Source organism: Acidovorax soli (assembly GCF_900107605.1).
GTDB classification, from domain to species: Bacteria; Pseudomonadota; Gammaproteobacteria; order Burkholderiales; family Burkholderiaceae_C; genus Acidovorax; species Acidovorax soli.
Map to the genome: position 1 here is coordinate 16370 of NZ_FNQJ01000002.1, position 25463 is coordinate 41832.

Genomic DNA, 25463 nt, shown 5'->3' on the forward strand with positions numbered 1-25463 from the left:
CACAACCAGCGATCTGCCTGGGGTTGCCCGCGCGTGCGCGTTCCGGTCACGCACCCGTGAGCAGCTGGCGCAGCACGAACGGCAGGATGCCGCCCGCGCGGTAGTAGTCCACTTCGATCGGTGTGTCGATGCGCAGGGTGACCACCACTTCCTGGCGCACCCCGCCCTCGCGGTGGATGACCAGCGTGGCATCGCTTTGCGGCGTGAGTGCGGCATCGGGCAGCACATCGATCACCTCGCGGCCCGTGAGGCCCAGCGACTGCCACGAATCGGCGCCCTTGAACTGCAGCGGCAGCACGCCCATGCCCACCAGGTTGGAGCGGTGGATGCGCTCGAAGCTGCGCGCCACCACCGCCTTGATGCCCAGCAGCTGCGTGCCCTTGGCGGCCCAGTCGCGGCTGGAGCCGGTGCCGTATTCCTCGCCGGCAAACACCACCGTGGGCGTCTTCTGCGCCATGTACTGCATGGCTGCGTTGAAAATGAACATCTTCTGGCCCTGCAGCGGCCCTTCGTTCTGGAACACCGTCACGCCACCTTCTTCGCGCGAGCCGTCGGCGGTGGGTGCAATCATCAGGTTCTTGATGCGCACGTTGGCAAAGGTGCCGCGCATCATCACGTCGTGGTTGCCGCGGCGCGCGCCGTAGCTGTTGAAGTCGGCTTTTTGCACGCCATGCTGCAGCAGCCACTGGCCGGCAGGCGAACTCTCCTTGATGGAGCCGGCAGGGGAGATGTGGTCCGTGGTGATGGAGTCGCCAAACAGCGCCATGATGCGGGCACCCTGTACGGATTCCAAGCCTTTTTGGCCTGCAGCGCTTTCACCGTTTTCGCTGGCAGCTACAGATTCCAGAGCAAAGTCGGCAAAGAACGGCGGCTCGGCGATATAGGTGCTGGCGGGCCACACGTAGGTGTTGCCGGTCACGCCCTTGATCTTGCCCCACAGCTTGCCCGGGTCGCTGGCCACCTTGGCGTAGTTCTCGCGGAAGGCCTTGCCCTTCATGGCGAACTTCATGAGGCGGTGGATTTCGTCGCTGCTGGGCCAGATGTCGCCCAGATAAATGTCTTTGCCGCCCTTGCCCTGGCCGACCGGCTCGGTCATCAGGTCCTTGAGCACCGTGCCCGCAATGGCGTAGGCCACCACCAGCGGCGGACTGGCCAGGAAGTTGGCCTTGAGATTGGGATGGATCCGTGCCTCGAAGTTGCGGTTGCCCGACAGCACGGCGGCGCACACCAGGTCGTTGCGGGTGATGGCCTCGTTGAGCTCGGGCGTGAGGTCGCCGGCATTGCCGATGCAGGTGGTGCAGCCGTAGCCCGCCAGCGCAAAACCCAGCTTTTCCAGGTACGGCAGCAGCCCGGTTTCGCTCAGGTATTCGGTGACGATGCGCGAGCCGGGTGCCAGCGATGTCTTGATGTGCGGTTGCACTTTGAGCCCCGCCTCCACCGCCTTCTTGGCCAGCAGGCCGGCGGCCAGCAGCACGCTGGGGTTGCTGGTGTTGGTGCAGCTGGTGATGGCGGCAATCAGCACGTCGCCGTTGCCGATCCTGAGGGCCTTGTCGCCATCGCTGGGCAGGTCGCACACGGTGACGGTGCTGGCTTGGCTGGCATTTTGCGCGGTGGCCAGCGTCGGCCGGTTGCTCACCATTTCCACCACCGAGCGGGCGGCACCAAGCTGCGGCGCAGGCGCATCCTCGGCCGGCCCCCCTTCACCACAGCCAACCCGGTGACGCTGCAGCAGGCGCTCGGCCGGTTGGTTGAAACCGTTTTCTGCATTGGGTTTGCTGAACAGGTCGGCAAACTGGCCCGCCACCTTACCCAATTCGATACGGTCCTGTGGTCGCTTGGGGCCGGCCAGGCTGGGGGTGACGCTGCCGAGGTCGAGCTTCACGACCTGCGAGTAATCCACCTCGCCCGCCAGCGGCACACCAAACAGGCCCTGGGCCTTGAAGTAGGCCTCGAAGGCTTCGATCTCGCCCTTGGTGCGGCCGGTGCCACGGAAGTATTCAATGGTCCGCTCATCCACCGGGAAGAAGCCCATGGTGGCGCCATATTCAGGCGCCATGTTGCCGATGGTGGCGCGGTCGGGCAGCGCCAGGGTGCGCGTGCCTTCGCCAAAGAATTCGACAAACTTGCCCACCACCTTGTGCTGGCGCAGCAATTCGGTGACGGTGAGCACCAGGTCGGTGGCGGTGACGCCTTCGCGCAGCTGGCCACTCAGCTCCATGCCCACCACGTCGGGCGTGAGAAAGTACACCGGCTGACCCAGCATGGCGGCCTCGGCCTCGATGCCGCCCACGCCCCAGCCGACCACGCCAATGCCATTGATCATGGTGGTGTGGCTGTCGGTGCCGACCAGGGTGTCGGGGTAGAAAACGCCGTCCTTGCGCTTGTGCACGCCGCGCGCCAGGTATTCGAGGTTGACCTGGTGCACGATGCCAAAGCCCGGGGGCACGACGCCAAAGGTGTCAAAGGCCTGCATGCCCCATTTCATGAACTCGTAGCGCTCGCGGTTGCGCTCGAATTCGAGCTTCATGTTCAGGTCGAGCGAGTTCTTCTTGCCGTAGTGATCGACCATGATGGAGTGGTCCACCACCAGGTCCACCGGCACCAGCGGTTCGATCTTCTTGGGATTCTTTCCCAGCTTGGCGGCCACGCTGCGCATGGCGGCCAGGTCGGCCAGCAACGGCACGCCGGTGAAGTCCTGCAGCACCACGCGCGAGACGACAAACGGGATTTCGTCCTTGCGCGCAGCCTGCGGCACCCAATGGGCCAGCTGCTGCACATGCTCGGCGGTCACCTTGCGGCCATCGCAGTTGCGCAGTACCGATTCGAGCACGATGCGGATCGACACGGGCAAGCGGCTGACCTGCGGAAACTGCTTGGCCAGAGCGGGCAACGAATAGAACTGCCCCGACTTGCCGGACGCGGTCTTGAACTTCTTCAGCGTGGACGCAAAAGCGTGGCGGGCGGGCTTGGACGACGATGCCATGGCGAACTCCTGTGAGGGACAACAAGAGGCCATTCTGGCAGCGCCGTATGGCGGCGCAATGCCTGGGGTCATGCAGACGGGCGCGTTACCGGCCAACCCATGCGGGGGCTGCCTTCGATTCAGCCCCGGAGCGGATCGGGCATCCTGCATGAATACCCCATTGCCGCCATTGCGCGCAAGGTGTAACACCTGGTTTCACAGGCAATGCGCGCACTGAATAGAAAACCCGATCCATTGCAGGCCCATTCCATTGCAGGCCCATTCCATTCAAGCCTGTGCAGACCCCAAGACTGCCGTTCGCGGCGATATATGTGGCGAGGGTAATGCCCCATTGCTTTCCAACACACCGTGGCGCGGGCGATTCATCCCCACACCCGCGGTATGGGGTGCACCCACCGATGCCACACCGTGCAGGAGCTGGCCGTGGAATCCATCCAGGAAGCCACGATTTACACGGCCGATACAGGGGAAATTCGCCCCTGTGCTTGCCCCCGGAGAAGGCGCCGCGCCCCTTCATTCTGGCGCGGCGAATGGCCCATAAAAAAAGCCCGCATCGGCGGACTTTTTATGGACGAATACGCAGCCTGGATTAAATCGCAAACTGCTCGCGGTTCTCGTTCTGAATCCACTTGGGTGGTTTGCCGCGTCCGGTCCAGGTTTGACCCGTGGCGGGATTGCGGTATTTGGGGGCCACCTTGGAACCCGCGCTGGCGCTGCGTGCCCGGCCAGCGGGAAATACATCCTGCGCCGTCAGGCCAAACTCCGCAACCAGGGCGCGAACCTGCGCAACAGCTTCAGACAGCTCGTTGCGCCGGGCTTCATTGATCTTGCGCTCAAGGTCTTCACGCTGCTTCAGGAGTTCTTTGTAGCTGGACATGGTGTGTGATTAAAGGTAATTGCGAAGGAGCCTGCATTATAGGAATAATGCGCGGATTTGTGCACGCCGATTCGCATTGGGGCTGATTTCACCCGTACTTTCCAACACGGGCACGGCACTGGATATTCAATTCCGTTCCAACTGTTGATCGGGTTGCGCGAGCACCTTATCAATACGCTTGCCATCCAGGTCCAGGATTTCGAATATCCACCCGGCGCAGGCAATACGCTCTGCAACCGCCGGCAAATGGCCTGATTCGGCCATCAAAAGACCTGCCAGGGTGTTATAGCGGCCGCGGTCTTCTTCCGGCAAATCCCGAATATCGAGCCGTGCCTTGAGTTCCGTCACGGGCATCAAACCATCCAGGAGCCACGTACCATCGTCGCGCAGGGTTGCCCAGGCATCGGCCGATGCGCCCGGCTGCAGCTCACCGGTAATGGCTTCCAGCAAATCACGCGGCGTCATGATGCCCTGCACCACGCCATATTCATCCACCACAAAGACCATGCGGCCCGACCGGGCGCGGAACTGTTCGAGCAACTCCATGCCGCTCAGGGTCTCGGGCACGAAGGATGCAGGCTGCGCATAAGACTCCACGGTTCCGGACGCCTCGGGGCCCAGTTCCAGCATGCGCGCCACGCTGATCACGCCCACCACCTCGTCGAGGGAGGCGCGGCACACCGGGTACCAGGAATGGGCGCCATGCTCGCCGCCCGTGCCCGCCATGCGCAGGCCTTCGAGCACTGTCAGACCGGCATCGAGCCATTGCACATCGGTGCGCGGCACCATCAGCGAGGTCAGAGGCCGGTCGTCGAGACGGAACACGTTCTGCACCATCTGGTGCTCGTGGTGCTCGATCACCCCCGCATCGCGCCCCTCCTCCAGGCTGGCGGCAATTTCCTCCTCGGTCACCATCCGGCCGGCATCGTTGTTCACCCGCAGCAGCTTGAGCACCCCCTGGGTGGACAGCGACAGCAGCCGCACGAAAGGCTTGGCGCCCTGGGCCACCCAGGTCATGGGACGCGCCACGAAACGCGCAACGGTTTCAGGGTAAAGCTGGCCAATGCGCTTGGGCACCAGCTCACCAAACACAATGGTGATGAAGGTGATCACCGTCACCACGATGGCCGTGGCGCTCACGCTGGCAGCGCTTTCCGGCACCCCCAGCGTCTGCAGCCACAGGCCCAGATCGTAGCTGAAAGCGGCCTCGCCAATAATGCCGTTGAGCATGCCGATGGAGGTAATGCCCACCTGCACCGACGACAGGAACTGCGTGGGGTTGTCGAGCAAGGTCAGGGCCGCGTGCGCACCCTTGTCGCCGCCTTCTGCCATGGCAACGAGCCGGGATTTGCGACTGGACGCCAAGGCCAGTTCCGACATGGCGAACACGCCATTGAGCAGTGTCAGCAGCGCGATCAGCAGAAAATCCATGAATCAAAAGGTAAGAAGAACACCATGGCACTTTACTGTATTGGCGATATCCAGGGTTGCGACCGCGCATTGGGGCGCCTGCTGGATCTGATCGATTTTTCGGCGAGCCGCGACACCGCCTTCCTGCTGGGCGATCTCGTCAACCGAGGCCCCGACTCTGCAGCCGTGCTGCGCCGCTGCATGATGCACGGCGATGCCCTGCGCCCCCTGCTGGGCAACCATGACCTGCACCTGCTGGCGACCGCCCATGGCGCCCGCAAACCCTCGCGGCGTGACACACTGGCCAACGTGCTCGATGCCCCGGACCGGGATGCGCTGCTGCAATGGCTGCGCCTGCAACCGCTGGCCCGCCAGCATGACCACGGGGGCAAGCCTTTGCTGATGGTGCACGCCGGAGTGCTGCCCTCCTGGACAGCGGCGCAAACCCTGGATCTGGCCGACGAAGTGCACCGCGTCTTGCGGAGCGCCGATCTGCCCGCATTCCTGCAGCAGATGTACGGCAATACCCCGGACCACTGGGACGATTCCCTGACCGGGCCGGACCGCCTGCGCGTGGTCGTGAATGCACTCACACGACTGCGGTTCTGCTCGGAACAGGGGGTGATGGATTTCGAGAGCACCGAGAGCGCCAGTGCGGCGCCCCCCGGGCTGATGCCCTGGTTTGACGTGCCCGGTCGTGGCACGGCCCAGACCCTGGTCGCGTTCGGACATTGGTCCACCCTGGGCTGGCTGAACCGCCCCCACTGCCTGGGCCTGGACACGGGCTGCGTGTGGGGTGGCTGCCTGAGCGCGGTGCGCTTTGGCAGCTCCCTGGACGAGCGCGAACTGCTGCAGGTGCACTGCGAGCAGTCGCAGGCCCCTGGCGCCTGAAGCAATCGCCCTCAGACAGCTCCACGCGCCAGTGCGGCCGCCATGCCCGCGGAATACCACGCGCTGCCATCGCCCGCGACCATCAGCGCCTCCACCCCCGGCTGGCGCGCTACCAGTGCCTGCCCGGCCTGCGCGCCCTGCACCATCAGGGCAGCGCCCAGTCCATTGACTTGCGCCACATCGCGCGCCAGCAGGCTGACACCATGCACACCGACGGTAGGGTATCCCGTGCGGGGATCCAGAATATGGTGCACCCGCTTGCCGGCCGCCAAGAAATAGCGCTCGTAGTCACCGGACGATGCCACCACCGCCGGACCCTGCACTGAAAGCGCCCCCAGCAGACGCTCGGGTGCGCGCGGATCACGCAGGCCCACGCGCCATGGCCGCCCCTGCAGCTGCCCCATCACCAGGACATCGCCACCACCGTTGATGAGCGCATTGCCCACGCCCTGCTGGCGCAACACCCGCATGCCGGCTTCGAGGATGGGCAGCTTGGCAATGCCCCCGAGGTCCAGGGCCATGCCTTGCCGGGCCAGATAGGCCGTGCCCGCTGACTCGTCCAGCACCAGGCGGCGCGCGTCCACCAGTTGCCGTTGTCGGGCCACCACACCCGCCGCAGGCACCGTCTGGTGGCCTTCTTCAAAGTTCCAGCCCTTGAGGGAGCCCACCGTGATGTCAAAGGCGCCGCCGCTGAGCCGGAACTTCTGCTGCGCCGTTTTCAGCACGCCCATCACTTCGCTCGGAACCGCGACGGGCTGGATGCCTGCAGCACGGCTGATGCGGCTGACTACGCTGTCAGGTCGGTAGCGGCTGAAAAGCGCCTGCAGCCGCTCCATTTCGGCATATGCCAGGTCGATGGCATGGCGCAGCACGGGCGCTTCGCCACCGTCGGCCACGATATCGACCTGCGTGCCCATGAGGGCCCGCGATCCCCGTTGCGGCGCCCCGAAAACCGGGGCCGCCGAAGCCCACGACACACACCCCAGCAAGGGCAGTGCCATGGCCATCCGGCGCCTGGTCGGGCTGAACACCGTCGATTCAGCGGATGTCATGGCGCGTCGCGATCAGATGGACTGATCGGCCATGTAGTCCACAGCGGCCTTCACTTCGTCGTCGGTCAGGGTGGAGCCACCGCCGCGCGCAGGCATCATGCCCTTGGCACCCGTGAAGCCCTCGATCGCGTGCTTGTACAGCGTGTCCTTGCCCTGGGCAATGCGCGGACCCCAGTCGGCCTTGTCGCCGGGCTTGGGAGCACCTGCCACGCCTGCGGCATGGCACAAGGCACAGGTTTTTCCAAACACGCTCTTGCCGACCGTGTTCTCGGCCACCGGTGCGGGCGCTGCGGCGGGAGCCGGCGCAGGAGCAGCAGCCGGGGCGGGTGCGGGAGCCGGCGCAGCCGCTTCCGTCGATTTCTTGTCGCCGCAGGCACCGAGCGCCAAAGAGATTGCCGCGATGGCGAGCAGGCCAGATAGTTTTTGCATGGGGTTGTTCCTGTTCTGAAGGTCAATAAAAGAAGAAGCGGGAAGGTTCTGCACGGGCTGTGGTGCGCCCTGTATACCGAGGTACCAAGGCGCCGCCTTGGCCCGCAGACCAACGGCTTGGTTCGCTCACACTTTCCAAGGCACCCGATCCTCATTCACACCCACGGAAACGGTGTGCCTGGCAGACATCATAAGAAGGATGCAATGGTTCATGCAATATGCGTAATATAGACCCGAAGGCTTGACAGCAGCTGCTCTTTCGGTTGTCATCATGTGATATAGATCAATTTGATTCATTTTGAATGAATCTATATTCGGCCTCCATGTGCACTTTTCATCCAGCCTTGATCCGATCCCGTTGGTGGGTCTTGGCGTGGTTTCTGATGTCGCTCGGCGTGGCCACTGCAGCGCCCATGGTCCAGCCCCGGCTGATGGATACCGTCTGCTCCGCTTCCGGAGCCCCGAAGGTCATCATCCACACCGACGACGGCGCTGTCGAGCAAGCCGCTGCTGACGCACTGCACTGCCCCCTGTGCCTTGTGGGCGGTGCACCTCCCAACACCGTGCTTGCGCTGCCGCCCGCAACTCCTGCGGCCGTCGCCCAGCCCGCTTTCCCTGCTTTTTCCCGCGCTCCTGCCGCTACGGCAGCACCGCCGCCGGCGCGGGCACCCCCGTTTTTTCCGAGCCAATCCTAAAGAGGTAAACCATGAGCAATAAGAGAGAAGTGAATCCAGAAACCGTCGGCATGGGCCGTCGTCGTTTCATCAACACCGCGGCACTGGCCGGTCTGACCGTCGGCGTGGCGGCTTGCAATGACAAGCCCGCCAATGCGCCCGCAGCAGCAGCGTCGGGCCCTGTCGCGGCACCTGCTGCAGCCCACTCCGGTGGAGCGAATGCGACACACCTCAAACCCGGTGAACTCGATACCTATTACGGCCTGTGGAGCGGTGGCCACAACGGCGACGTTCGCGTGCTGGGCCTGCCTTCCGGCCGCGAGCTTCTGCGCATCCCCTGCTTCGTGCCCGATGCGCTGGTGGGCTGGGGCATCACCAATGAATCCAAGGCCGTCATGGGCACCAAACCCGATGGCAGCCTGCGCTACACGGTGGCCGACACCCACCACCTGCATGGTTCCTACAAGGACGGCAACTACGACGGCCGCTACGCCTGGGTCAACGACAAGATCAACAGCCGCATCGCGCGCATCCGCCTCGATTACTTCATCTGCGACAAGATCACCGAGCTGCCCAACGTGCAGGGCTTCCACGGCATCTTCCCCGACAAGCGCGACCCGGTTGATCCGGCCATCAACTACACCACGCGTGTGTTCTGCGGCGCTGAATTCGCCATTCCCCTGCCCAACGACGGCAAGGATGTGAACGCCCCCGAGAAGTACCGCTCGATGTTCAGCTGCGTGGATGCCGAGACCATGGAAATGCGCTGGCAGGTGCTGATCGACGGCAACTGCGACCTGACCGCCACGTCCTATGATGGCAAGCTGGCAGCCACCAACCAGTACAACGTCGAAAACGGCGTGCACTACGAAGACATGATGTCGGCCGAGCGCGATGCCTGCCTGTTCTTCAACATCGCACGCATCGAAGAGGCCGTGAAGGCCGGCAAGTTCAAGACCGTCGGCTCGTCCAAGGTGCCGGTGGTGGATGGCACACGCGAGGCCAACAAGGACCCGAAGACGGCCCTCACCGCCTATGTGAGCGTTCCCAAGAACCCCCACGGCGTGAACGCCAGCCCCGATCAGAAGTACTTCATCTGCGCCGGCAAGCTGTCGCCCACGGCCACCGTGATCGAATTGGCGAAGGTACTGGACTGGTTCGACGGCAAGATGGAAAAAGTCGACGGCGCCATCGTCGCCGAGGTCGAAATCGGCCTGGGCCCGCTGCACACCGCCTTCGACGGCCGCGGCAATGCCTACACCACGCTGTTCCTGGACAGCCAGGTGGTCAAGTGGAACGTGGAAGCGGCCATCAAGTTCCACGCGGGCGACAAGAACGCCAAGTACGTGGTGGACCGCCTGGACGTGCACTACCAGCCTGGCCACATCAACGCCACGCACTCCGAGACCGTCGCCGCCGATGGCAAGTACCTCGCCGTGGGCTGCAAGTTTTCCAAGGACCGTTTCCTGCCGGTGGGTCCCTTCCACCCCGAGAACGAGCAGCTGGTCGACATCTCAGGCGACAAGATGGTGCTGATGGCCGACCACCCCGTGCGCGGCGAGCCCCACGACTTCATCATCTTCAAGCGCGACATCGTCAAGCCCAAGCAGGTGTATGACCTGAACGAGTTCCCCCTGGCCGTCAAAGACACCAAGGAATCGGGCGTCTTCCGCAACGGCAAGAAGGTCACGGTGAAGCTCACCTCCCAGGCGCCTGCCTTCAGCCTGCGTGAATTCACGGTGAAGAAGGGCGATGAAGTCACGCTGATCCTGACCAATCTCGACAAGATCGAAGACCTGACGCACGGCTTCGCTGTGCCCAAGTACAACATCCAGTTCGTGATCAACCCGCTGGAGACCAAGTCGGTAACCTTCATTGCCGACAAGCCCGGCGTGTTCTGGGCCTACTGCTCCACGTTCTGCCATGCGCTGCACCTGGAGATGCGCACGCGCATGATCGTCGAGGCCTGAGGAAAAACACCCCTGTGTGGCCATGCCCGTGGCATGGGCGCCACCCAGGGGTTTTTAACCAGATAGGCCTGTAACGCAGGTACAACCATCGGTACCTGCTATTGTTTGGATAGTATTTATGCCTTCCCTCGGTCCACGGTTCGCGGCCTTCTGTCTTGCAGTGTTCATGGCGCTGGCCCTGCTGGCGCCGCGCGCCCATGCCAGCGCCTACGAGGCGGAGCTGCCTGCCAACCTGGCGAGCACGCCCGCCATGTGCTCGCTGCTGCCTTGTACCGAGGTCTTTCCGGGTGCCACGCATTTTTCCGACCGCAAGGGCCAGCCGCCCTACGTCGAGGCCTACGACAACGACTCAGCCCAGAAAAAACTGCTGGGCTATGTGATGCTGTCCACCGACATCACCGACACCCCCGCGTATTCGGGCAAGCCGGTGGTCACTCTGATCGGCATGGACACCCAGGGCCATTTCGTCGGCGTGAAAGTGCTCAAGCATTCGGAGCCCATCCTGCTGCTGGGCATTCCCGAATCGGCCCTCATCAACTTCAACAACCAGTACATCGGCAAGTCGGTCATCGACACCATCGAGGTCGGCCCCTCGCGCCCCGACGAGAACGTGATCGGCCTGGACGCCATCTCGGGCGCCACCGTCACCGTGGTGGCGCAAAACCAGGTGGTCATGGCCGCGGGCTCTGCCGTAGCGCGCCAGACCGGCATCATTGCACCCACGGTGCGCGAGCCCGCACACTTTGTCATCACCGGCCAGAAGTACGACTGGGCGCAGCTCGTGAAAATGGGCGCGGTGCAGCAGTTGCTCGTCAAACCCGAGCAGGTGGGCCTGCCGCGCGGCCCCGAGCCCTTCATCGAACTGTGGTTTGGCGACCTGAACCACCCCGACATGGCCCGCAGCCTGCTGGGTGACCGCGGCTTTGACAACCTGCGCTCGCGCCTGAAGGAGGGCGAGAACGCGCTGTTCATCCTCAAGACGGGTGGCCAGGAATCCTTCAAGGGCTCGGGCTTCGTGCGCGGCGGCATCTACGATCGCGTGCAGGTCAAGCAGGGGGCCGATTCCTTCACCTTCCGTGACCTGGACTCGTACAACCTCTACGGCCTGGAGGCAGAGGGCGCGCCGCGCTATTCCGAATCGGCCATCTTCATCATCCGCTCGCATTCGTTCTCTGCCGCCTACCCCTGGAAGCTGGCCTTCCTGGGCAACCGGGTGGATCGCGCCACGGGCCACCGCAGCTTTGCGGTGTTCGAGTCCAAGTACTGGCTGCCCGCCAGCAGCCTGGAAGGCGGTCGCCCCAAGGTCGAGGAACCGGCGGCTCCCTGGGTGCGCATCTGGAAGTCACAGGCGCTGCCCATTTCCCTGTTCATCCTGCTGCTGGTGGCCGTCACGGTGGTTTATGCATTGCGCGAAAAGCTCACGCGCCTGTCAACGCACAAGAACAAGTGGCCGGTCAACGGCTTCAAGTACACGTTCTGGGCCATCAGCATCTTCTGGGTGGGCTTTGGCTACATGGCCCAGCCCTCCATCACGCAGGTGTTGACCTGGTTCCACTCGCTGCTGTTCCAGTGGACCTGGTCGCTGTTCCTGTCCGACCCGTTCATCTTCCTGTTCTGGATCTTCATCATCGTCACGGCGTTCCTGTTTGGCCGCGGCCTGTTCTGCGGCTGGATGTGCCCGTTCGGCTCGCTGCAGGAAGCCGTCTACAAGATCGCCCGGGCGCTGGGCCTCAAGCGCTTCCAGACCCAGCTGCCGCAGAAGTGGCATGACCGCCTGAAGTGGATCAAGTACGCCGTTTTCTTCTTCCTGCTGACCGTGTCCATGTTCTCCATGGGCCTGGCCGAAAAACTGTCCGAGGTCGAACCCTTCAAGACCACCTTCCTGGTCGGCGTGATGAACCGCGCCTGGCCCTACGGCCTGTTCGTGGCCGCCATCCTGGGCGTGTCCCTCTTCATCGAGCGGCCGTACTGCAAATACATCTGCCCGCTGGGGGCATCGCTGGCCATGCCCAGCACCTTCCGCTGGTTTGGCCTCAAGCGCAAGCAGGACTGCAACAGCTGCAAGGCCTGCGCCGTGGGCTGCGGCGCACAGGCCATTGATGCCGACGGCCGCATCGACCACCGCGAGTGCCTGCACTGCCTCGATTGCATGATTTTGTACACCGACACCAAGGGTTGCCCGCCCCTGGCCAAGGAGCGCAAGCGCCGCGAAAAAGACGGCCTGGAGATCACACCCATTGGCGCCAACGGCTACTTCATCCCGATCCACCCGGCCACGGTGCAAGACCAGATATCCCCCAAGGCCAGGGACGGCGTCGATCCGCGCATGCCTACCGACCGCACCCTGCCTGCGCACAAGCGGGATGTGGGCCTGATCGCCTGGCTGTGGCTGGAGCTGCGCGACCACCTGTGGCCCTGGAGCCGCGAGGGCTGGAACAGCCAGCGCGCGCTGCAGGTCGCCGGTCTGGCGCTGGCCATTGCCGCCACCGTCGCCTGGGTGCAGGGGGCGCTGGGCCATCTGTCCTCGGGTGCCATCATCGGCTGGTGGTTTGGCTGGAGCGTCTACGAGGTGCTGATCCGCCTGTCCGGCCGCCGCTACGTGAAAGACGGCCCCTGGTGGCGTGACCAATACCGCGTCGCCGGTGTGATGGATATGATGAGCTACGTGGGATTCAAGAACCTGATGATTGGCGCTGCGCTGTTCCTGGTGCTCAAGGCCCTGGGCTGGCTCATCGCATGAAGATATTGACCCATTTAAGCCTGGCCCTGGCACTGCTCATCGCCGGGGCCTGCCAGGCCGCCACCCTGAGCGTGCGCCCCGGCGACGACCTGGCCGCCACGGTGGCCAAGGCACAGCCGGGTGACGTGATCGAGGTGGCGCGCGGCCGGTACCGCGCCAACCTGCGGATCGACAAACCCCTGACCCTGCGCGGCCTGGACCGGCCCACCATCAGCGGGGGCGCCCAGGGCGACACCATCCGCGTCACCGCCCCCGACGTGGTGATCGAGGGTCTCATCGTGCGCGACTCGGGCACCAACCTCAAGGACCAGAACGCCGGCATCTACATCTATCCCGGCGCGCACCGTGCCGTGGTGCGCCACTGCGATCTCACCTACAACCTGTTCGGCCTGTGGATCGAGAAGTCCAACGACGTGCAGGTGCTGTCCAACACCATCACGGGGCTGCGCGATGTCAACTCGTCGCAGCGCGGCAATGGCGTGCAGCTGTACAACACCAAGGGCGCACGCATCGAGAACAACCAGATCAGCTTCGTGCGCGATGCCCTCTACATCGATGTGTCGCACCACGCCATCTTCCGGGGCAACAAGCTGCACCACAGCCGCTACGGCACGCACTACATGAACTCCTACTACAACCTGTGGGAAGACAACGATACCTACCTGAACCGGGGCGGCCTGGCGCTGATGGAGGTGCGCGACCAGGTGGTGCGCAACAACCGCGCCTGGGGCAACTCGGACCATGGAATCATGCTGCGCACCATGCAGGACTCGGTGATCGAAAACAATGTCGTGGCGGACAACGGCCGTGGCTTCTTCATCTACGACGTCGAATACATCCAGCTCAAGGACAACCTGGTGACAGGCAATGCCGTGGGCGTGCACCTGTCGGCGGGCTCCACCCGCAATGCGGTGGAGGGCAACGACTTCGTCGGCAATCGCGAGCAGGTCCGCTACGTGGGTGCCCGCGATGAGCGCTGGGGCACGCAACGCGGCAACTACTGGAGCAACTACCTGGGCTGGGACCGCGACGGCAACGGCGTGGGCGACGTGCCCTACGAAGCCAATGACATGGTGGACCGCCTGACCTGGCGCCATCCCACCATCAAGCTGCTGCTGGCAAGCCCCGCCGTGCAGGCCCTGCGCCTGGTGGGCCAGCAATTCCCCGTGCTGCGCGTGCCCACCGTGGTGGACCCCAAACCCCGCATGCAGCCCAACCACCCCCAACGGAACCACTGGCGTGACACGCAACCCTCACAACGCTGACCCCTCCGACCTTCCGGCGATCGAAGTGCGCGGTGCCCACAAGCACTACGGTGCGCTGCACGCCGTGGACGGCATCGACCTGCGCGTGGAGCGCGGCGAGATTTTTGGCCTGATCGGCCACAACGGCGCCGGCAAGAGCACGCTGTTCAAGATGATCCTGGGCCTGGTGCCCGCCACCCGGGGCGAAATCCTCGTGAGCGGCGCCTCGGTGCACGGACGCGGCTTTCGCGCCGCACGCCGCCACCTGGGTTACCTGCCGGAAAACGTGGTGCTGTATGACAACCTGAGCGGCCTGGAGACGCTGCATTTCTTCGCCCGGCTCAAGGGCGCGCCGCTGCAGCAATGCCCGGTGCTGCTGGACCGCGTGGGCCTGGCACAGGCCGCACACCGGGCCGTGCGCGAATACTCCAAGGGCATGCGCCAGCGCCTGGGGTTTGCCCAGGCACTGCTCGGCACCCCGCGCGTATTGCTGCTCGACGAGCCCACCAACGGCCTGGACCCGCAGGCCATCCGCGATTTTTATGCCACGCTGCGCAAACTGCAGACCGAGGGCGTGACCATCATCATCACCTCGCACATCCTCGCCGAGCTGCAGGAACGCGTGGACCGGCTGGCCATTCTGGCCACGGGCAAGCTGCAGGCGCTGGGCAGCGTGCAGGCCCTGCGCGAGCAGACGCAGATGCCGCTGACCTTTGCGCTGACGCTGGCAGAGGCCGACCGCGCGCCCGTGGCCCAGGCCCTGGCGCAACTGCCCGGCATTACCACGACCCCCTCCCCCGTCGGGTTGGACCTGGGTTGCCCGCGCGACGCCAAGATGGCCGTGCTGGGTGCGCTGGCGCCATTTGGCGCACGCGTGCGGGACCTGCACATCCATGAGCCCTCGCTCGAAGACGTTTTCTTCGGTTTCTCCGGCTGACCGGGCACCGCACCGACTCAAGACTCCCCCATGGAACTGACACAGATCTTCACCATCGCCGCGAAAGAGTTTCGCGACCGCATGCGCAACCGCTGGGTGCTGGCGGTGGCCCTCGTGTTCACCGTGTTCTCGCTGGCCATCGCCTACTTTGGCGGTGCACAGCAGGGCACGGTGGGTTTTCGCTCCATCGAATTCACCATTGCCAGCCTGGTCAGCCTGGTGATCTACCTGATCCCGCTGATTGCGCTGCTGCTGGGCTTTGACGCCATCGTGGGCGAGCGCGAGCGCGGCTCGCTCGACCTGCTGCTGTCGCTGCCCATCACGCGGCTGGAGCTGCTGCTGGGCAAGTACCTGGGCCTGGCCGCAGCGCTCACACTCTCCACCCTGGCGGGCTTCGGGCTGGTGGCCGTGCTGCTGTACCGGCAGTTCAGCTGGGCGGGCATGTTCCACTATGGCGGCTTCATGCTCAGCTCGGTGCTGCTGGGCCTGGCATTCCTGAGCATGGCCGTGCTGCTGTCGGTGCTGGCGCGCGAGCGCACGCGGGCCTCGGGCCTGGCCATCGCCACCTGGTTCTTCTTTGTGCTGGTGTTCGATCTGCTGCTGCTGGGCGCCCTGGTGGCCACCGGCGGCGCCTATGGCGGCGCGACCCTGGCCTATCTGTTGCTGCTCAACCCCGCTGACGTGTTCCGCATCCTCAACGTGTTCTCGCTGGAAGACGTGCGCACCCTGTACGGCCTGACCACCATCGTCCCCGAAGCATTGGCCAAGCCCTGGCTCATGGGGACCGTGATGCTCGGCTGGATCGTGGTGCCACTGGGCCTGGCAAGCTGGAGATTCAAACCATGACCACTTATCTGTGCTCCTGCCGCCGCCACGCCGGTGCCGGCACCGCCGATGGCGTGCGGCGCCAACTGCTCGGCTGGGTCGCCCTGGCATCGCTGGGTGCGCTGGGCCTGGGCGCCCTCTCCGGCTGCAAGGACCCGTCCAGCACCGCACAGGCCCTGGCTCCGGTGGAGATCGATCGGTCCACCAGCTGCGAGCTCGACGGCATGCTGCTGGCCGACTACCCGGGCCCCAAGGCCCAGGTGCGCTTTGCGGGACAGGAAAAACCCTCTTTCTTCTGCGACACCGTCGAACTCTTCAGCACCTTGCTGGCGGGCGAGCAGGTGCGTACCGTGCAGGCGGTGTATGTACAGGACATGGGCCAGGCCGACTGGAATGCGCCCCAGGGCCACTGGATCGACGCCAAAACCGCTGTTTACGTGGTGGGCGGCAAGCGCCATGGCTCGATGGGGCCCACCATCGGCAGCTTTGCCCTGGAGGCCGACGCCCAGAAATTCGCGGCCGAATATGGTGGCAAGGTGCTGCGTTTTGCCGAGGTCACGGCCGACATGGTGGACCTGAGCGGCGGTGCGCAGCACGACACCCGCATGTAGGAACCTGTTCAAAATCTTTTCGAAAAGATCTTGAACAGGTTCTAGGCCCATGCACGCGCTGCAACAGCCTCCCACACGCCGCCAGGCCCTGTTGGCCGGGTTGGCAGGCATGGGCGCACTGGTGGCAGCAGCTGCCTGGAAGCTCTCTCCACCGGATGCAGCTCCGGTTGCAACCGGACAGCCGCTGCCCGACGATGTCTGCGTGGTGGCACCGCCCACGCCCTTCGACCCCACCTCCGGCCTGCCGCTGGACGCGCCCCGAGCCATCCCTCCGGATGCACGCTGCCCGGTGTGCGGCATGTACCCGGCACGATCGGCCCAATGGGCGGCCCAGGCCATCTTCGCCAATGGGGATGCGCATTTTTTTGATTCCCCACTGAGCCTGTTCCAGTACCTGGCCAACGTGGGGCAATACAGCCCGGGGCGCACGGCGCAGGACCTGGTGGCCCGCTATGTCACCGACACGGAGACGGGCGCCTGGATTGCCGCCAACACAGCAATGTATGTGGACGGCTCCTCCGCCCGGGGGCCCATGCGCGCGGGCAACCTGTCCGCATTCGCCTCGGCCGAGGCGGCGCGGCGCTTTGCCGGCCAGCGGGGCGGGCGTGTGATCGCCTTTGGAAATGTCGATGGCGCCGTGCTGGAGCGGCTGGCACCCGGGCGCAGTCTGGCCCACAGTGCGCACCCACCACCGTTGGCAAAGTAATTGATAGCGTGCAACGCTTGCTGCGCAAGCGCCACTGGCCTATTCGCTTCAAAACGGCCAAGCCGGTTCGCGGTGCATCCCACGCCTGCAACGCGGCCCGGCCAGGGGATTACTGGTCGGAGGTTTCCGGCTGAACGGCTTTGAACAGCGCCGCCACCTTGCGCTTGGGCTTGATGTTGGCCGACACGCTGCTGCGTGTGGGTGATTTGGCTGCGGCCTCCCAGGCGGGTGCTGCGGTGGCACTGCTCGCCTCGTACGGTTTCTCGAAAAACGGATCGCGCGGGGCCACCGCTGGACGAAAGCCGCGGTAGCTTTCACGCGGCTCACGAGGTCCGCGGCGCTCACTGCGCTCGCGCAGCGTTGGCGGGGGAATCCCGTCGCGCGGATCGCCCGTTTCGCCCGCTTCACGCCAGGCGCGGCGGCCATCATTGATGCGGCCCTTGGGCCGGTCTTCGTCGTATTCGAGGGCCTCGATATCGAGCTTGGTCTTGAGCAGCTTCTCGATGTCGGCCACCAGGCGGGCATCGCTGCCCGACACCAGGGTGACCGCCAGACCCGATGCGCCCGCACGGCCCGTGCGGCCGATGCGGTGCACATAGTCTTCGGCGTTGAACGGCACATCGAAGTTGAACACCGCCGGCACATCCTTGATGTCCAGGCCGCGCGCCGCCACGTCGGTACACACCAGCAGATCGACCTCGCCGCTCTTGAAGGCTTCGAGGGCCTTCAGGCGCTCGTCCTGGCTCTTGTCACCGTGCAGGGCGGCGGTCTTGAGGCCTTCGCGCTCCAGGCTGCGGGCCAGGCGTGCGCAGCCAAGCTTGCTGTTCACGAAGATGAACGCCTGCTTGATGCCACGCGTCTTGAGCACCTGGTGGATGGCGCGGCGCTTGTCGTCGTCAGTGGCGCTGTAAAAGCGCTGCTCCACCGTGGAGGCCGTTTCGTTGGGGCGGGCCACCTCGATGGTGATGGGGTTTTGCAGGTAGCTGCCGGCCAGGCGCTTGATCTCGGGCGAGAAGGTGGCGCTGAACAGCAGCGTGGTGCGCTGCTTGGGCAGGTAGCTCAGGATGCGCTGCAGGTCGGGCAGGAAGCCGATGTCCAGCATGCGGTCGGCCTCGTCGAGCACCACGTACTCGACCTGGTTGAGCACCGCGTTCTTGGCCTCGATGTGGTCGAGCAGGCGACCCGGCGTGGCCACCAGCACCTCGACGCCCTTTTTCAGCTCGATGGTCTGGGGCTTCATGTCCATGCCACCAAACACCACGGTGCTGCGCAGCTTGGTGTATTTGGCATACAGCGCAATCTGCTGGGCCACCTGGTCGGCCAGTTCGCGCGTGGGCAGCAGCACCAGGGCGCGCACCGGGTGGCGGGCGGGAGAGGTGGAACTGCTCTCGTGCTTGAGCAGGCGCTGCAGCAGGGGCAGCGAGAACGCCGCCGTCTTGCCGGTACCGGTCTGGGCGGCACCCATCACGTCCTGGCCGGTGAGCACCACCGGAATGGCCTGCGCCTGGATGGGCGTCATGGACTCGTAGCCCATTTCGGCCACGGCGCGCGCCAGCGGCTCGGCCAGCGATAGATTGGAAAAAGAACTTGTCATTTAGACCGCTATTGTCGCACCGGTGGCCAAAGCGGCGTAATTTTGCTCTTTGCCCGTGCACGGCGGCTGCCACGCGTGGTCATCGGTATCCATCAATAGCTATATTTTCAATAGCTACCTGCGCTGCACCCATAAGCGTTACCGCCCATTTCTCAAAATTTTCACGCCCGCATGCAGGCACGGCGGGCGTCCACATGGCACCCACACCGTGCCCCAGGGGATCAGAGGTTGCGGCTGGAAAACGTGTCGCAGCCCTTGACGCTGCCATTCTGCAATCCATTGTGGAACCAGCGCTGGCGCTGGGCGCTGCTGCCGTGCGTGAAACTCTCGGGCACCACGGCACCACCGCTGGAACGCTGCAGGGCATCGTCGCCGATCTTGGCGGCGGCGTTCATGGCCTCTTCCACGTCGCCCTGCTCCAGAATCTGGCGGGCATTCTGTGCGTGGTGCGCCCACACGCCGGCAAAGCAGTCGGCCTGCAACTCCAGCCGCACCGACAGGGCGTTGTATTCGGCCTGGCTCACGCGGCCGCGCATCTGGTCCACCTTGGCGCTGATGCCCAGTTGGTTCTGCACATGGTGGCCCACCTCATGGGCAATGACATAGGCCTGGGCGAAATCGCCCGGCGCACCCAGGCGGTTCTTCAGCGTTTCGTAAAACCCGAGATCGATGTAGACCTTCTGGTCGGCCGGGCAATAAAAAGGCCCCATGGCGGCCTGGCCCGTGCCACACGCCGTGGGCGTGGCCCCCCGGAACAGCACCAGGCGTGGCTCCTGGTAGGTGCCGCCGCCCTGGCGAAAGAGCGCCTGCCAGACATCCTCGGTGTCGGCCAGCACGGTCGAGACAAAACGCCCCATGGTGTCATCGGCGGGCGGGCGCTGGGCGGGGCCCTGCTGCACCTGCGCCGTGGGCACGCCGCCACCACTGAGCAGGCTCAGGATGGTGAGCGGGTTGATGCCCAGTGCCCAGCCCCCCAGCAAGGCGATGACGATGGTGCCAATGCCGATGCCGCGCCCCCCGAACACGGGCATCCCGCCGCCACCGCTGCGGCGGTCTTCCACGTTGTCGGATTCGCGATTGCCTTCCCATTTCATGGCTGTTCTCCGTACCCCCTGTGCGCAAGAGGCCTATCCATCACATGGTACGCGCAGCGCCGGCCGGCACACCGGCTTTCAGGCCCTGGGCAGCGTCACGCCCACCTGGCCCTGGTATTTGCCGCCCCGGTCCTTGTAGGAGACTTCGCAGACGTCGTCCTTGTCGCTCTCGAAGAACAGCACCTGCGCACAGCCCTCGCCCGCGTAGATGCGCGCGGGCAGCGGCGTGGTGTTGGAGAACTCCAGCGTCACATAGCCTTCCCACTCGGGCTCGAACGGCGTGACGTTGACGATGATGCCGCAGCGCGCGTAGGTGCTTTTGCCCAGGCAGATGGTGAGCACGTTGCGCGGGATGCGAAAGTATTCGACCGTGCGCGCCAGGGCAAAGCTGTTGGGCGGAATGATGCAGCTGTCGCCATGAAAATCGACGAAGCTTTTCTCGTCGAAATGCTTGGGGTCCACCACTGTGCTGTGGATGTTGGTGAAGACCTTGAATTCGGGGGCGCAGCGGATGTCGTAGCCATAGCTGCTGGTGCCATAGCTGATGATCTTGCGGCCCTCGACCTCACGCACCTGGCCGGGCTCGAAGGGCTCGATCATGCCGTGTTCGGCCGCCATGCGGCGGATCCATTTGTCGCTTTTGATGCTCATGGTGCGGGACTCCTCGCCATTACTACGTTTTTGATAGCTGTCAGCGCTTGATCATCCAGCGCAAGAACCGTATTTTGCTTGAGAAATGACGGTTTTTTCCACCAGCCGGTCATCGCCCAGCACGATCATGGCGAACAGCAGCTCGTCGAGGCTGCCGGCCTGGGCCGTGCGGCGCGCCAGCAGCGGCGTGGCCTGGGGGTTGAGCACCACGAAGTCGGCCTCGCAGCCGGGCTGCAGGTTGCCCACCACGCCCGCCAGGCCCAGCGCCCGGGCGGCGCCGGCCGTGTGCTGCCACCACAGGTGCTGGGGCGACAGGCTCAGGCCGCGCTTGCCCTGCAGCCCTTCCACAGTGGCTCGGCCCACGCAATAGGCGGCCAGCATGGTGTGGAACGGGCTGAAGCTGGTGCCGCCGCCCACGTCGCTGGCCAGCCCGTAGCGCATACCCACGCGGTCGGCCTCGGCGTAGTCGAAAAAACCGCTGCCCAGAAAGAGGTTGCTGGTGGGGCTGACGGCCGCCACCGCGCCAGTGTCGCGCAGCAGGGCACGGTCGAGCTCGTCCAGGTGGATGCAGTGGGCATACACGGCGCGCTCGCGCAGCAGGCCGAAGTCGCCATACACCGAAAGATAGCTGCGCGACGCCGGGAACAGCTCGCGTGCCCAGCGGATCTCGTCGAGGTTCTCGGCCACATGCGACTGGATCCACACATCGGGATAGCGGGCGGCCAGTTCGCCGGCACCGCGCAGTTGCGCGGGCGTGCTGGTGGGGGCAAAGCGCGGCGTGATGGCATAACCCAGGCGGTCCACACCGTGCCAGCGCCGGATGAGGGCCTCGGTGTCGATCAGGCTCTGCGCGGTGTCGTCGCGCACACCATCGGGCGAGTGGCGGTCCTGCAGCACCTTGCCGGTGATCAGGCGCATCTGGTGGCGCTGCGCCTCGCGGAACAAGGCCTCCACCGAGGCGGGGTGCGATGTGGCAAACGCCAGCGCGGTGGTCACACCGTTGCGCAGCAGCTCTGCCACGAAAAACTGGGCCACTTGCGCACTGTATTCGGGCGCTGCAAAGCGTTTTTCATGCGGGAAGGTGTAATTCTCCAGCCAGGGCAGCAGCCCATCGGCCGGCGAGCCGATCACATCGGTCTGCGGAAAGTGGATGTGCATGTCCACAAACCCGGGGGCAATGATGCGGCCCGGCAGGTGCTCGACCGGCCCACAGCCAAAGCGGGGCGCCAGATCGGACCAGGCACCGGCGGCCAGCACGCGCTGGCGGCCCTGTGTGTCCGGGCCGACGGCCAGCAGACCATCGGCGTCGTACAGGGCCGTGCCGTCGTCGGCGAAGCGCAAGAGGGCGGAGCGAAATACAGGCATGGCCGCTAGCTTAGCGGCAGCCCGCGCCACCCCGCCCAACGCGGTTCATACGGGTTTGCAATCCATGAGAGGACAGGCGCGAAGCCACAGACAGTGCTGCAGCACGGCAAGGCGAAGCAACGCCGTAATCTCCTGGATTGCGAAGCCGTATCAGCGCGGCAGCTTGCCTTGCACGCCTTCGGCCAGCCAGTTCATCTGCAGGATCTGCGCATCCGAAAGCGTTGTGCCGGCGGGGATGACCTCATGCCCCTCGTTGTCGCGCACCACGGCCTTGCCCGCGCGGAAGGGGTGCACCCTGCCCGCCCCCACCGCCTTCTGCGCGGCCAGCACCTCCTGCTGCACGGCGGGGGGCACACGGCTGCCAAAGTCGCCCACGCGGATCATGCCCTCGCGCACGCCGCCCCATACATTGCCGCTTTTCCAGCTGCCGTTCTGCACAGCGCGCACGCGCCCGGTGTAGTAGGCGCCCCACTGGTGGGTGACGGCCACGATCTGTGCATCCGGCCCGGTCTTGCGCATGTCCGAGTGGTAGGCCACCGCCATCTTGCCGCGCTCCTGCGCGGCCGCCATCACCGCCGTGGAGCCGGTGTGAAAGGCGATCACGTCCACGTCCTGGTTGAACAGCGCCATGGCGGCATCGCGCTCCCTGGGCGGATCGAACCACACGTTGAGCCACACCACCTTGACGGTGGCCTGCGGGTTGACCGAGCGCAGCCCCAGGGTGAACGCATTGATGCCCTGCAGCACCTCGGGGATGGGAAAGCCCGCCACATAGCCGGCCACGCCCGTCTTGCTCATGCGGCCTGCCGCAATGCCTGCCAGGTAGCGCCCCTCGTAGTAGCGCGCATTGGCGGTGGCCACGTTGGGCGCCTGCTTGTAGCCGGTGATGGACTCGAACTTCACATTCGGAAAGTCCTGCGCCACCTTGAGCGTGGGCTCCATGTAGCCAAAGCTGGGCGTGAAGATGATCTGGTGGCCGGTGGCCGCCAGGTCGCGGATCACGCGCTCGGCGTCGGCCCCTTCGGGCACGTTGTCGACAAAGGTGGTCTGGACCCGGCTGCCCAGCGCGGCCTCGACGGCCTTGCGGCCTTCGTCGTGCTGGCGCGTCCAGCCTGCATCGGTGACCGGCGTGACATAGACGAAACCCGCCTTCACGACCGCGGCGGCAGGCGACTGGGGCGGGGTGGGGGTCTGGGAAAAAACGGGGGCGAAAAAACAGGCGGCCGCGAGCGCGGCAGCGAGGTTTTTGTACATGGTGTTCCTCTACATGGTCCCGGAGACAAAAAGCAAAAGACCGCCGGGACAGCGGTCTTTGCGCCGAATTTTACCGCAGCCCTTGCAGCACCCGTGCGGGCTACCATGGCAGCTTCCATCCACCACGCCAAGGAATTACCGCATGCCCATGTTTGCCGATACGTCCCCTCCCGGCCAATGCATCTTCTGCCGCCTGGTGGCCGGCGAGATTCCATCGGCCCGGGTGCATGAGGATGCGCTGACCATCGCCTTCATGGACCTGGGCCAGGTCAATCCCGGTCATGTGCTGGTGGCCACCAAACGCCACGCGGCCACCTTGCTGGACATCACCGCCGAGGAGGCCGCCGCCGTGATGCAGACGGCCCGGCTGGTTGCCCATGCCGTGCAGGCCGCCTTCCACCCGCCAGGGCTGACACTGCTGCAGGCCAATGGCCGCGAGGGCGACCAGACGGTGTTTCACTTTCACCTGCATGTGGTGCCGCGCCATGCGGACGATGGCATTGCGCTGTCGTGGCCGCGCAAAAATCCATCGACCGAGGTGCTGTTGGACCACGCGGCAAAACTGCGCGAAGCCCTTGCCGCCTGCTGAGGGGGCACCCGCGCCGGAGCTGCACGGCGACCTCGGTTGTGTGGTCAGTCGTGCTCGACGAAGCGCTCAAAGGCTTCCTTCAGGCGGTGCTCCCACACGCGCTTGTCAGCCTGGCTGGCAAAGCTGGCTTCGAAGCTGTTGAACGCCAGCTGGTAGGCGTGGCGCGCGGTCATGGCCGTTGCGGCAAATACCTGGGTGAAGTTCTCGTTGATGTAGCCGCCAAAGTAGGCCGGGTCGTCGGAGTTGACGGTGGCGCACAGGCCGGCGTCCAGCAACTGGCGCAGGTTGTGGTCTTTCAGATCGGGAAACACGCACAGTTTCTGGTTCGACAGCGGACACACCGTGAGCGGTATGCGGTCTTGCGCCAGGCGCTGCATCAGGGCCGCATCGTGCACGGCCTGCACGCCATGGTCGATGCGCTCTACCTTGAGCACGTCGAGGGCACTCCAGATATAGGCCGGCGGGCCCTCTTCACCCGCATGGGCCACCAGGTGCAGGCCCAGTTCGCGGCAGCGGGCAAAGACGCGGGCGAACTTCTCGGGCGGATGCCCCACTTCGCTGCTGTCCAGCCCCACGCCGACGATCTTGCCGAGCAGGGGCTGCGCCTGCTCCAGCGTTTCAAAGGCCGACGCTTCGCTCAGGTGGCGCAGGAAGCACAGGATCAGCGTGGCGCTGATGCCCAGCTCGGCGCGCGCATCCTCGCAGGCGCGGTGCAGGCCGTTGATGACGGCCTCCATGGCCACGCCGCGTGCCGTGTGGGTCTGCGGGTCGAAGAAGATTTCTGCATGCGCTACGTTATCCATAGCAGCTCGCGCAAGATAGGCGCGAGCCATATCGTAGAAATCCTGCTCGTGCAGCAACACGCTGGCCCCCGCGTAGTAGATGTCGAGAAAGCTCTGCAGGTTGGTGAAGGCATAGGCCTGCCGCAACGCCTCGACGCTGGCATAGGGCAGCGGCACACCGTTGCGCTGCGCCAGGGCAAAGATCAGCTCGGGTTCGAGCGAGCCCTCGATGTGGATATGCAGTTCGGCCTTGGGCATGGCGCGCAGCAGTTTTTGCAGGCGCTGTGGAGCAAGGGGGGGCACTTTAAACATCAGCAGACTCCAGAATTGGCGCCCGGGGTGGCGCAACGGTGCACCGAATCAGTTGAACCGACCACCCAGACTGAACCGGCCCGCGCCCAGAAGGGCGACGGCCACCGCTGTGAACAAGAAGAAGCCCTGCAGTTCAAGGGCCCAGCCGCCGGACTTGCCCAACTGCCCCAGCTGCCCCATGTGCACCAGCGCGATGGCCACGACCATATTGATGGCCACCACCAGTGCCGCCGGACGCGTCCACAGGCCGGCGATGAGCAGCAGAGGTGCCAGCACTTCGCCAACATAGACCAGGTAGCCCAGCATGCCCGGCAGGCCATGGCTGGCCACCATGCCGGCGATGTGATCGGCGCCCGACGAGAGTTTGGCGATGCCGTGCAGCAGCATCAGTATCCCCAAGGTCAGGCGGAGAACCAGTTTTCCGAGGTCATTGGACATTTTTTAGTGGCTCAAAGGTCAAAGTCATCACAAAG

22 protein-coding genes are annotated in these 25463 nt (G+C 64.8%); 10 read left to right on the plus strand and 12 right to left on the minus strand.

Features of this window, described 5'->3' with window-relative positions:
- Positions 1-46: 46 nt before the first annotated feature.
- From BLW02_RS01860 to BLW02_RS01870, 3 genes are all read right to left on the minus strand, one after another.
- Complete coding sequence (locus BLW02_RS01860; RefSeq protein ID WP_092696761.1) at positions 47-2983, minus strand: aconitate hydratase; 2937 nt, start codon at positions 2981-2983, stop codon at positions 47-49.
- Between the two features lie 589 nt (positions 2984-3572).
- Entirely contained in the window at positions 3573-3860 is a 288-nt protein-coding gene (locus BLW02_RS01865) for an H-NS histone family protein (RefSeq protein ID WP_026434602.1), read from the minus strand.
- 126 nt (positions 3861-3986) lie between these two features.
- On the minus strand, positions 3987-5291 hold the full coding sequence (locus BLW02_RS01870) for a hemolysin family protein (protein ID WP_092696762.1): 1305 nt from the start codon (positions 5289-5291) through the stop codon (positions 3987-3989).
- 24 nt (positions 5292-5315) lie between these two features.
- Between BLW02_RS01870 and BLW02_RS01875 the strand changes: the two genes are divergently transcribed.
- Positions 5316-6161 (plus strand): symmetrical bis(5'-nucleosyl)-tetraphosphatase, encoded by an 846-nt coding sequence (locus tag BLW02_RS01875; RefSeq protein WP_092696763.1) that lies wholly within the window; start codon positions 5316-5318, stop codon positions 6159-6161.
- An 11-nt stretch (positions 6162-6172) separates the two neighbouring features.
- Here the strand turns inward: BLW02_RS01875 and BLW02_RS01880 are convergent, their stop codons facing one another.
- Both BLW02_RS01880 and BLW02_RS01885 read right to left on the minus strand, forming a co-directional pair.
- On the minus strand, positions 6173-7213 hold the full coding sequence (locus BLW02_RS01880; RefSeq protein WP_092696764.1) for an FAD:protein FMN transferase: 1041 nt from the start codon (positions 7211-7213) through the stop codon (positions 6173-6175).
- A gap of 12 nt (positions 7214-7225) precedes the next feature.
- Complete coding sequence (locus BLW02_RS01885; protein WP_092696765.1) at positions 7226-7642, minus strand: c-type cytochrome; 417 nt, start codon at positions 7640-7642, stop codon at positions 7226-7228.
- A 383-nt stretch (positions 7643-8025) separates the two neighbouring features.
- Here BLW02_RS01885 and BLW02_RS01890 point away from each other — a divergent pair, with 383 nt between their 5' ends.
- The 8 genes from BLW02_RS01890 (at position 8026) to BLW02_RS01925 (ending at position 17349) form a co-directional block, all read left to right on the plus strand.
- Positions 8026-8337 carry a DUF2946 family protein gene (locus tag BLW02_RS01890; protein ID WP_425285638.1) on the plus strand — a complete coding sequence of 104 codons (312 nt, stop codon included), beginning with the start codon at positions 8026-8028 and terminating at the stop codon, positions 8335-8337.
- Between the two features lie 11 nt (positions 8338-8348).
- The gene (gene nosZ / locus BLW02_RS01895; protein ID WP_092696766.1) at positions 8349-10286 is read left to right on the plus strand and encodes a TAT-dependent nitrous-oxide reductase; all 1938 of its coding nucleotides are present in this window, start codon (positions 8349-8351) and stop codon (positions 10284-10286) included.
- 118 nt (positions 10287-10404) lie between these two features.
- Positions 10405-13026: a NosR/NirI family protein gene (locus BLW02_RS01900; RefSeq protein WP_092696767.1), complete on the plus strand. Its 2622-nt coding sequence runs from the start codon at positions 10405-10407 to the stop codon at positions 13024-13026.
- Complete coding sequence (locus tag BLW02_RS01905) at positions 13023-14291, plus strand: nitrous oxide reductase family maturation protein NosD (protein WP_092696768.1); 1269 nt, start codon at positions 13023-13025, stop codon at positions 14289-14291. The genes BLW02_RS01900 and BLW02_RS01905 overlap by 4 nt, the downstream gene beginning before the upstream one ends.
- Entirely contained in the window at positions 14266-15207 is a 942-nt protein-coding gene (locus BLW02_RS01910; protein ID WP_092696769.1) for an ABC transporter ATP-binding protein, read from the plus strand. Before BLW02_RS01905 ends, BLW02_RS01910 begins: the two co-directional genes overlap by 26 nt.
- A gap of 30 nt (positions 15208-15237) precedes the next feature.
- A complete protein-coding gene (locus tag BLW02_RS01915; RefSeq protein ID WP_092696770.1) occupies positions 15238-16053 on the plus strand; it encodes an ABC transporter permease in 816 nt (271 codons plus the stop codon).
- Complete coding sequence (locus BLW02_RS01920; RefSeq protein WP_092696771.1) at positions 16050-16643, plus strand: nitrous oxide reductase accessory protein NosL; 594 nt, start codon at positions 16050-16052, stop codon at positions 16641-16643. Before BLW02_RS01915 ends, BLW02_RS01920 begins: the two co-directional genes overlap by 4 nt.
- Before the next feature lie 49 nt (positions 16644-16692).
- Entirely contained in the window at positions 16693-17349 is a 657-nt protein-coding gene (locus BLW02_RS01925) for a nitrous oxide reductase accessory protein NosL (protein WP_244273594.1), read from the plus strand.
- 109 nt (positions 17350-17458) lie between these two features.
- Here BLW02_RS01925 and BLW02_RS01930 read toward each other — a convergent pair whose 3' ends face one another.
- The 5 genes from BLW02_RS01930 to BLW02_RS01950 all read right to left on the minus strand — a co-directional run bounded on the left by BLW02_RS01930 (position 17459) and on the right by BLW02_RS01950 (position 23307).
- Positions 17459-18943 carry a DEAD/DEAH box helicase gene (locus BLW02_RS01930; protein WP_092696772.1) on the minus strand — a complete coding sequence of 495 codons (1485 nt, stop codon included), beginning with the start codon at positions 18941-18943 and terminating at the stop codon, positions 17459-17461.
- A gap of 221 nt (positions 18944-19164) precedes the next feature.
- Entirely contained in the window at positions 19165-20037 is an 873-nt protein-coding gene (ypfJ, locus tag BLW02_RS01935; protein WP_092696773.1) for a KPN_02809 family neutral zinc metallopeptidase, read from the minus strand.
- 78 nt (positions 20038-20115) lie between these two features.
- The gene (gene dcd / locus BLW02_RS01940; protein WP_026434615.1) at positions 20116-20688 is read right to left on the minus strand and encodes a dCTP deaminase; all 573 of its coding nucleotides are present in this window, start codon (positions 20686-20688) and stop codon (positions 20116-20118) included.
- A 51-nt stretch (positions 20689-20739) separates the two neighbouring features.
- Entirely contained in the window at positions 20740-22053 is a 1314-nt protein-coding gene (gene guaD / locus BLW02_RS01945) for a guanine deaminase (protein WP_092696774.1), read from the minus strand.
- A gap of 150 nt (positions 22054-22203) precedes the next feature.
- The gene (locus tag BLW02_RS01950) at positions 22204-23307 is read right to left on the minus strand and encodes a BMP family ABC transporter substrate-binding protein (RefSeq protein WP_092696775.1); all 1104 of its coding nucleotides are present in this window, start codon (positions 23305-23307) and stop codon (positions 22204-22206) included.
- 142 nt (positions 23308-23449) lie between these two features.
- On the opposite strand from BLW02_RS01950, the gene BLW02_RS01955 reads away from it, so the two are divergent.
- On the plus strand, positions 23450-23896 hold the full coding sequence (locus tag BLW02_RS01955) for an HIT family protein (protein ID WP_092696776.1): 447 nt from the start codon (positions 23450-23452) through the stop codon (positions 23894-23896).
- Between the two features lie 44 nt (positions 23897-23940).
- On the opposite strand, the gene BLW02_RS01960 is transcribed toward BLW02_RS01955, so the two are convergent.
- Complete coding sequence (locus tag BLW02_RS01960; protein WP_092696777.1) at positions 23941-24990, minus strand: adenosine deaminase; 1050 nt, start codon at positions 24988-24990, stop codon at positions 23941-23943.
- 48 nt (positions 24991-25038) lie between these two features.
- Positions 25039-25428 (minus strand): DoxX family protein, encoded by a 390-nt coding sequence (locus BLW02_RS01965; protein ID WP_092696778.1) that lies wholly within the window; start codon positions 25426-25428, stop codon positions 25039-25041.
- Positions 25429-25463: the final 35 nt, after the last annotated feature.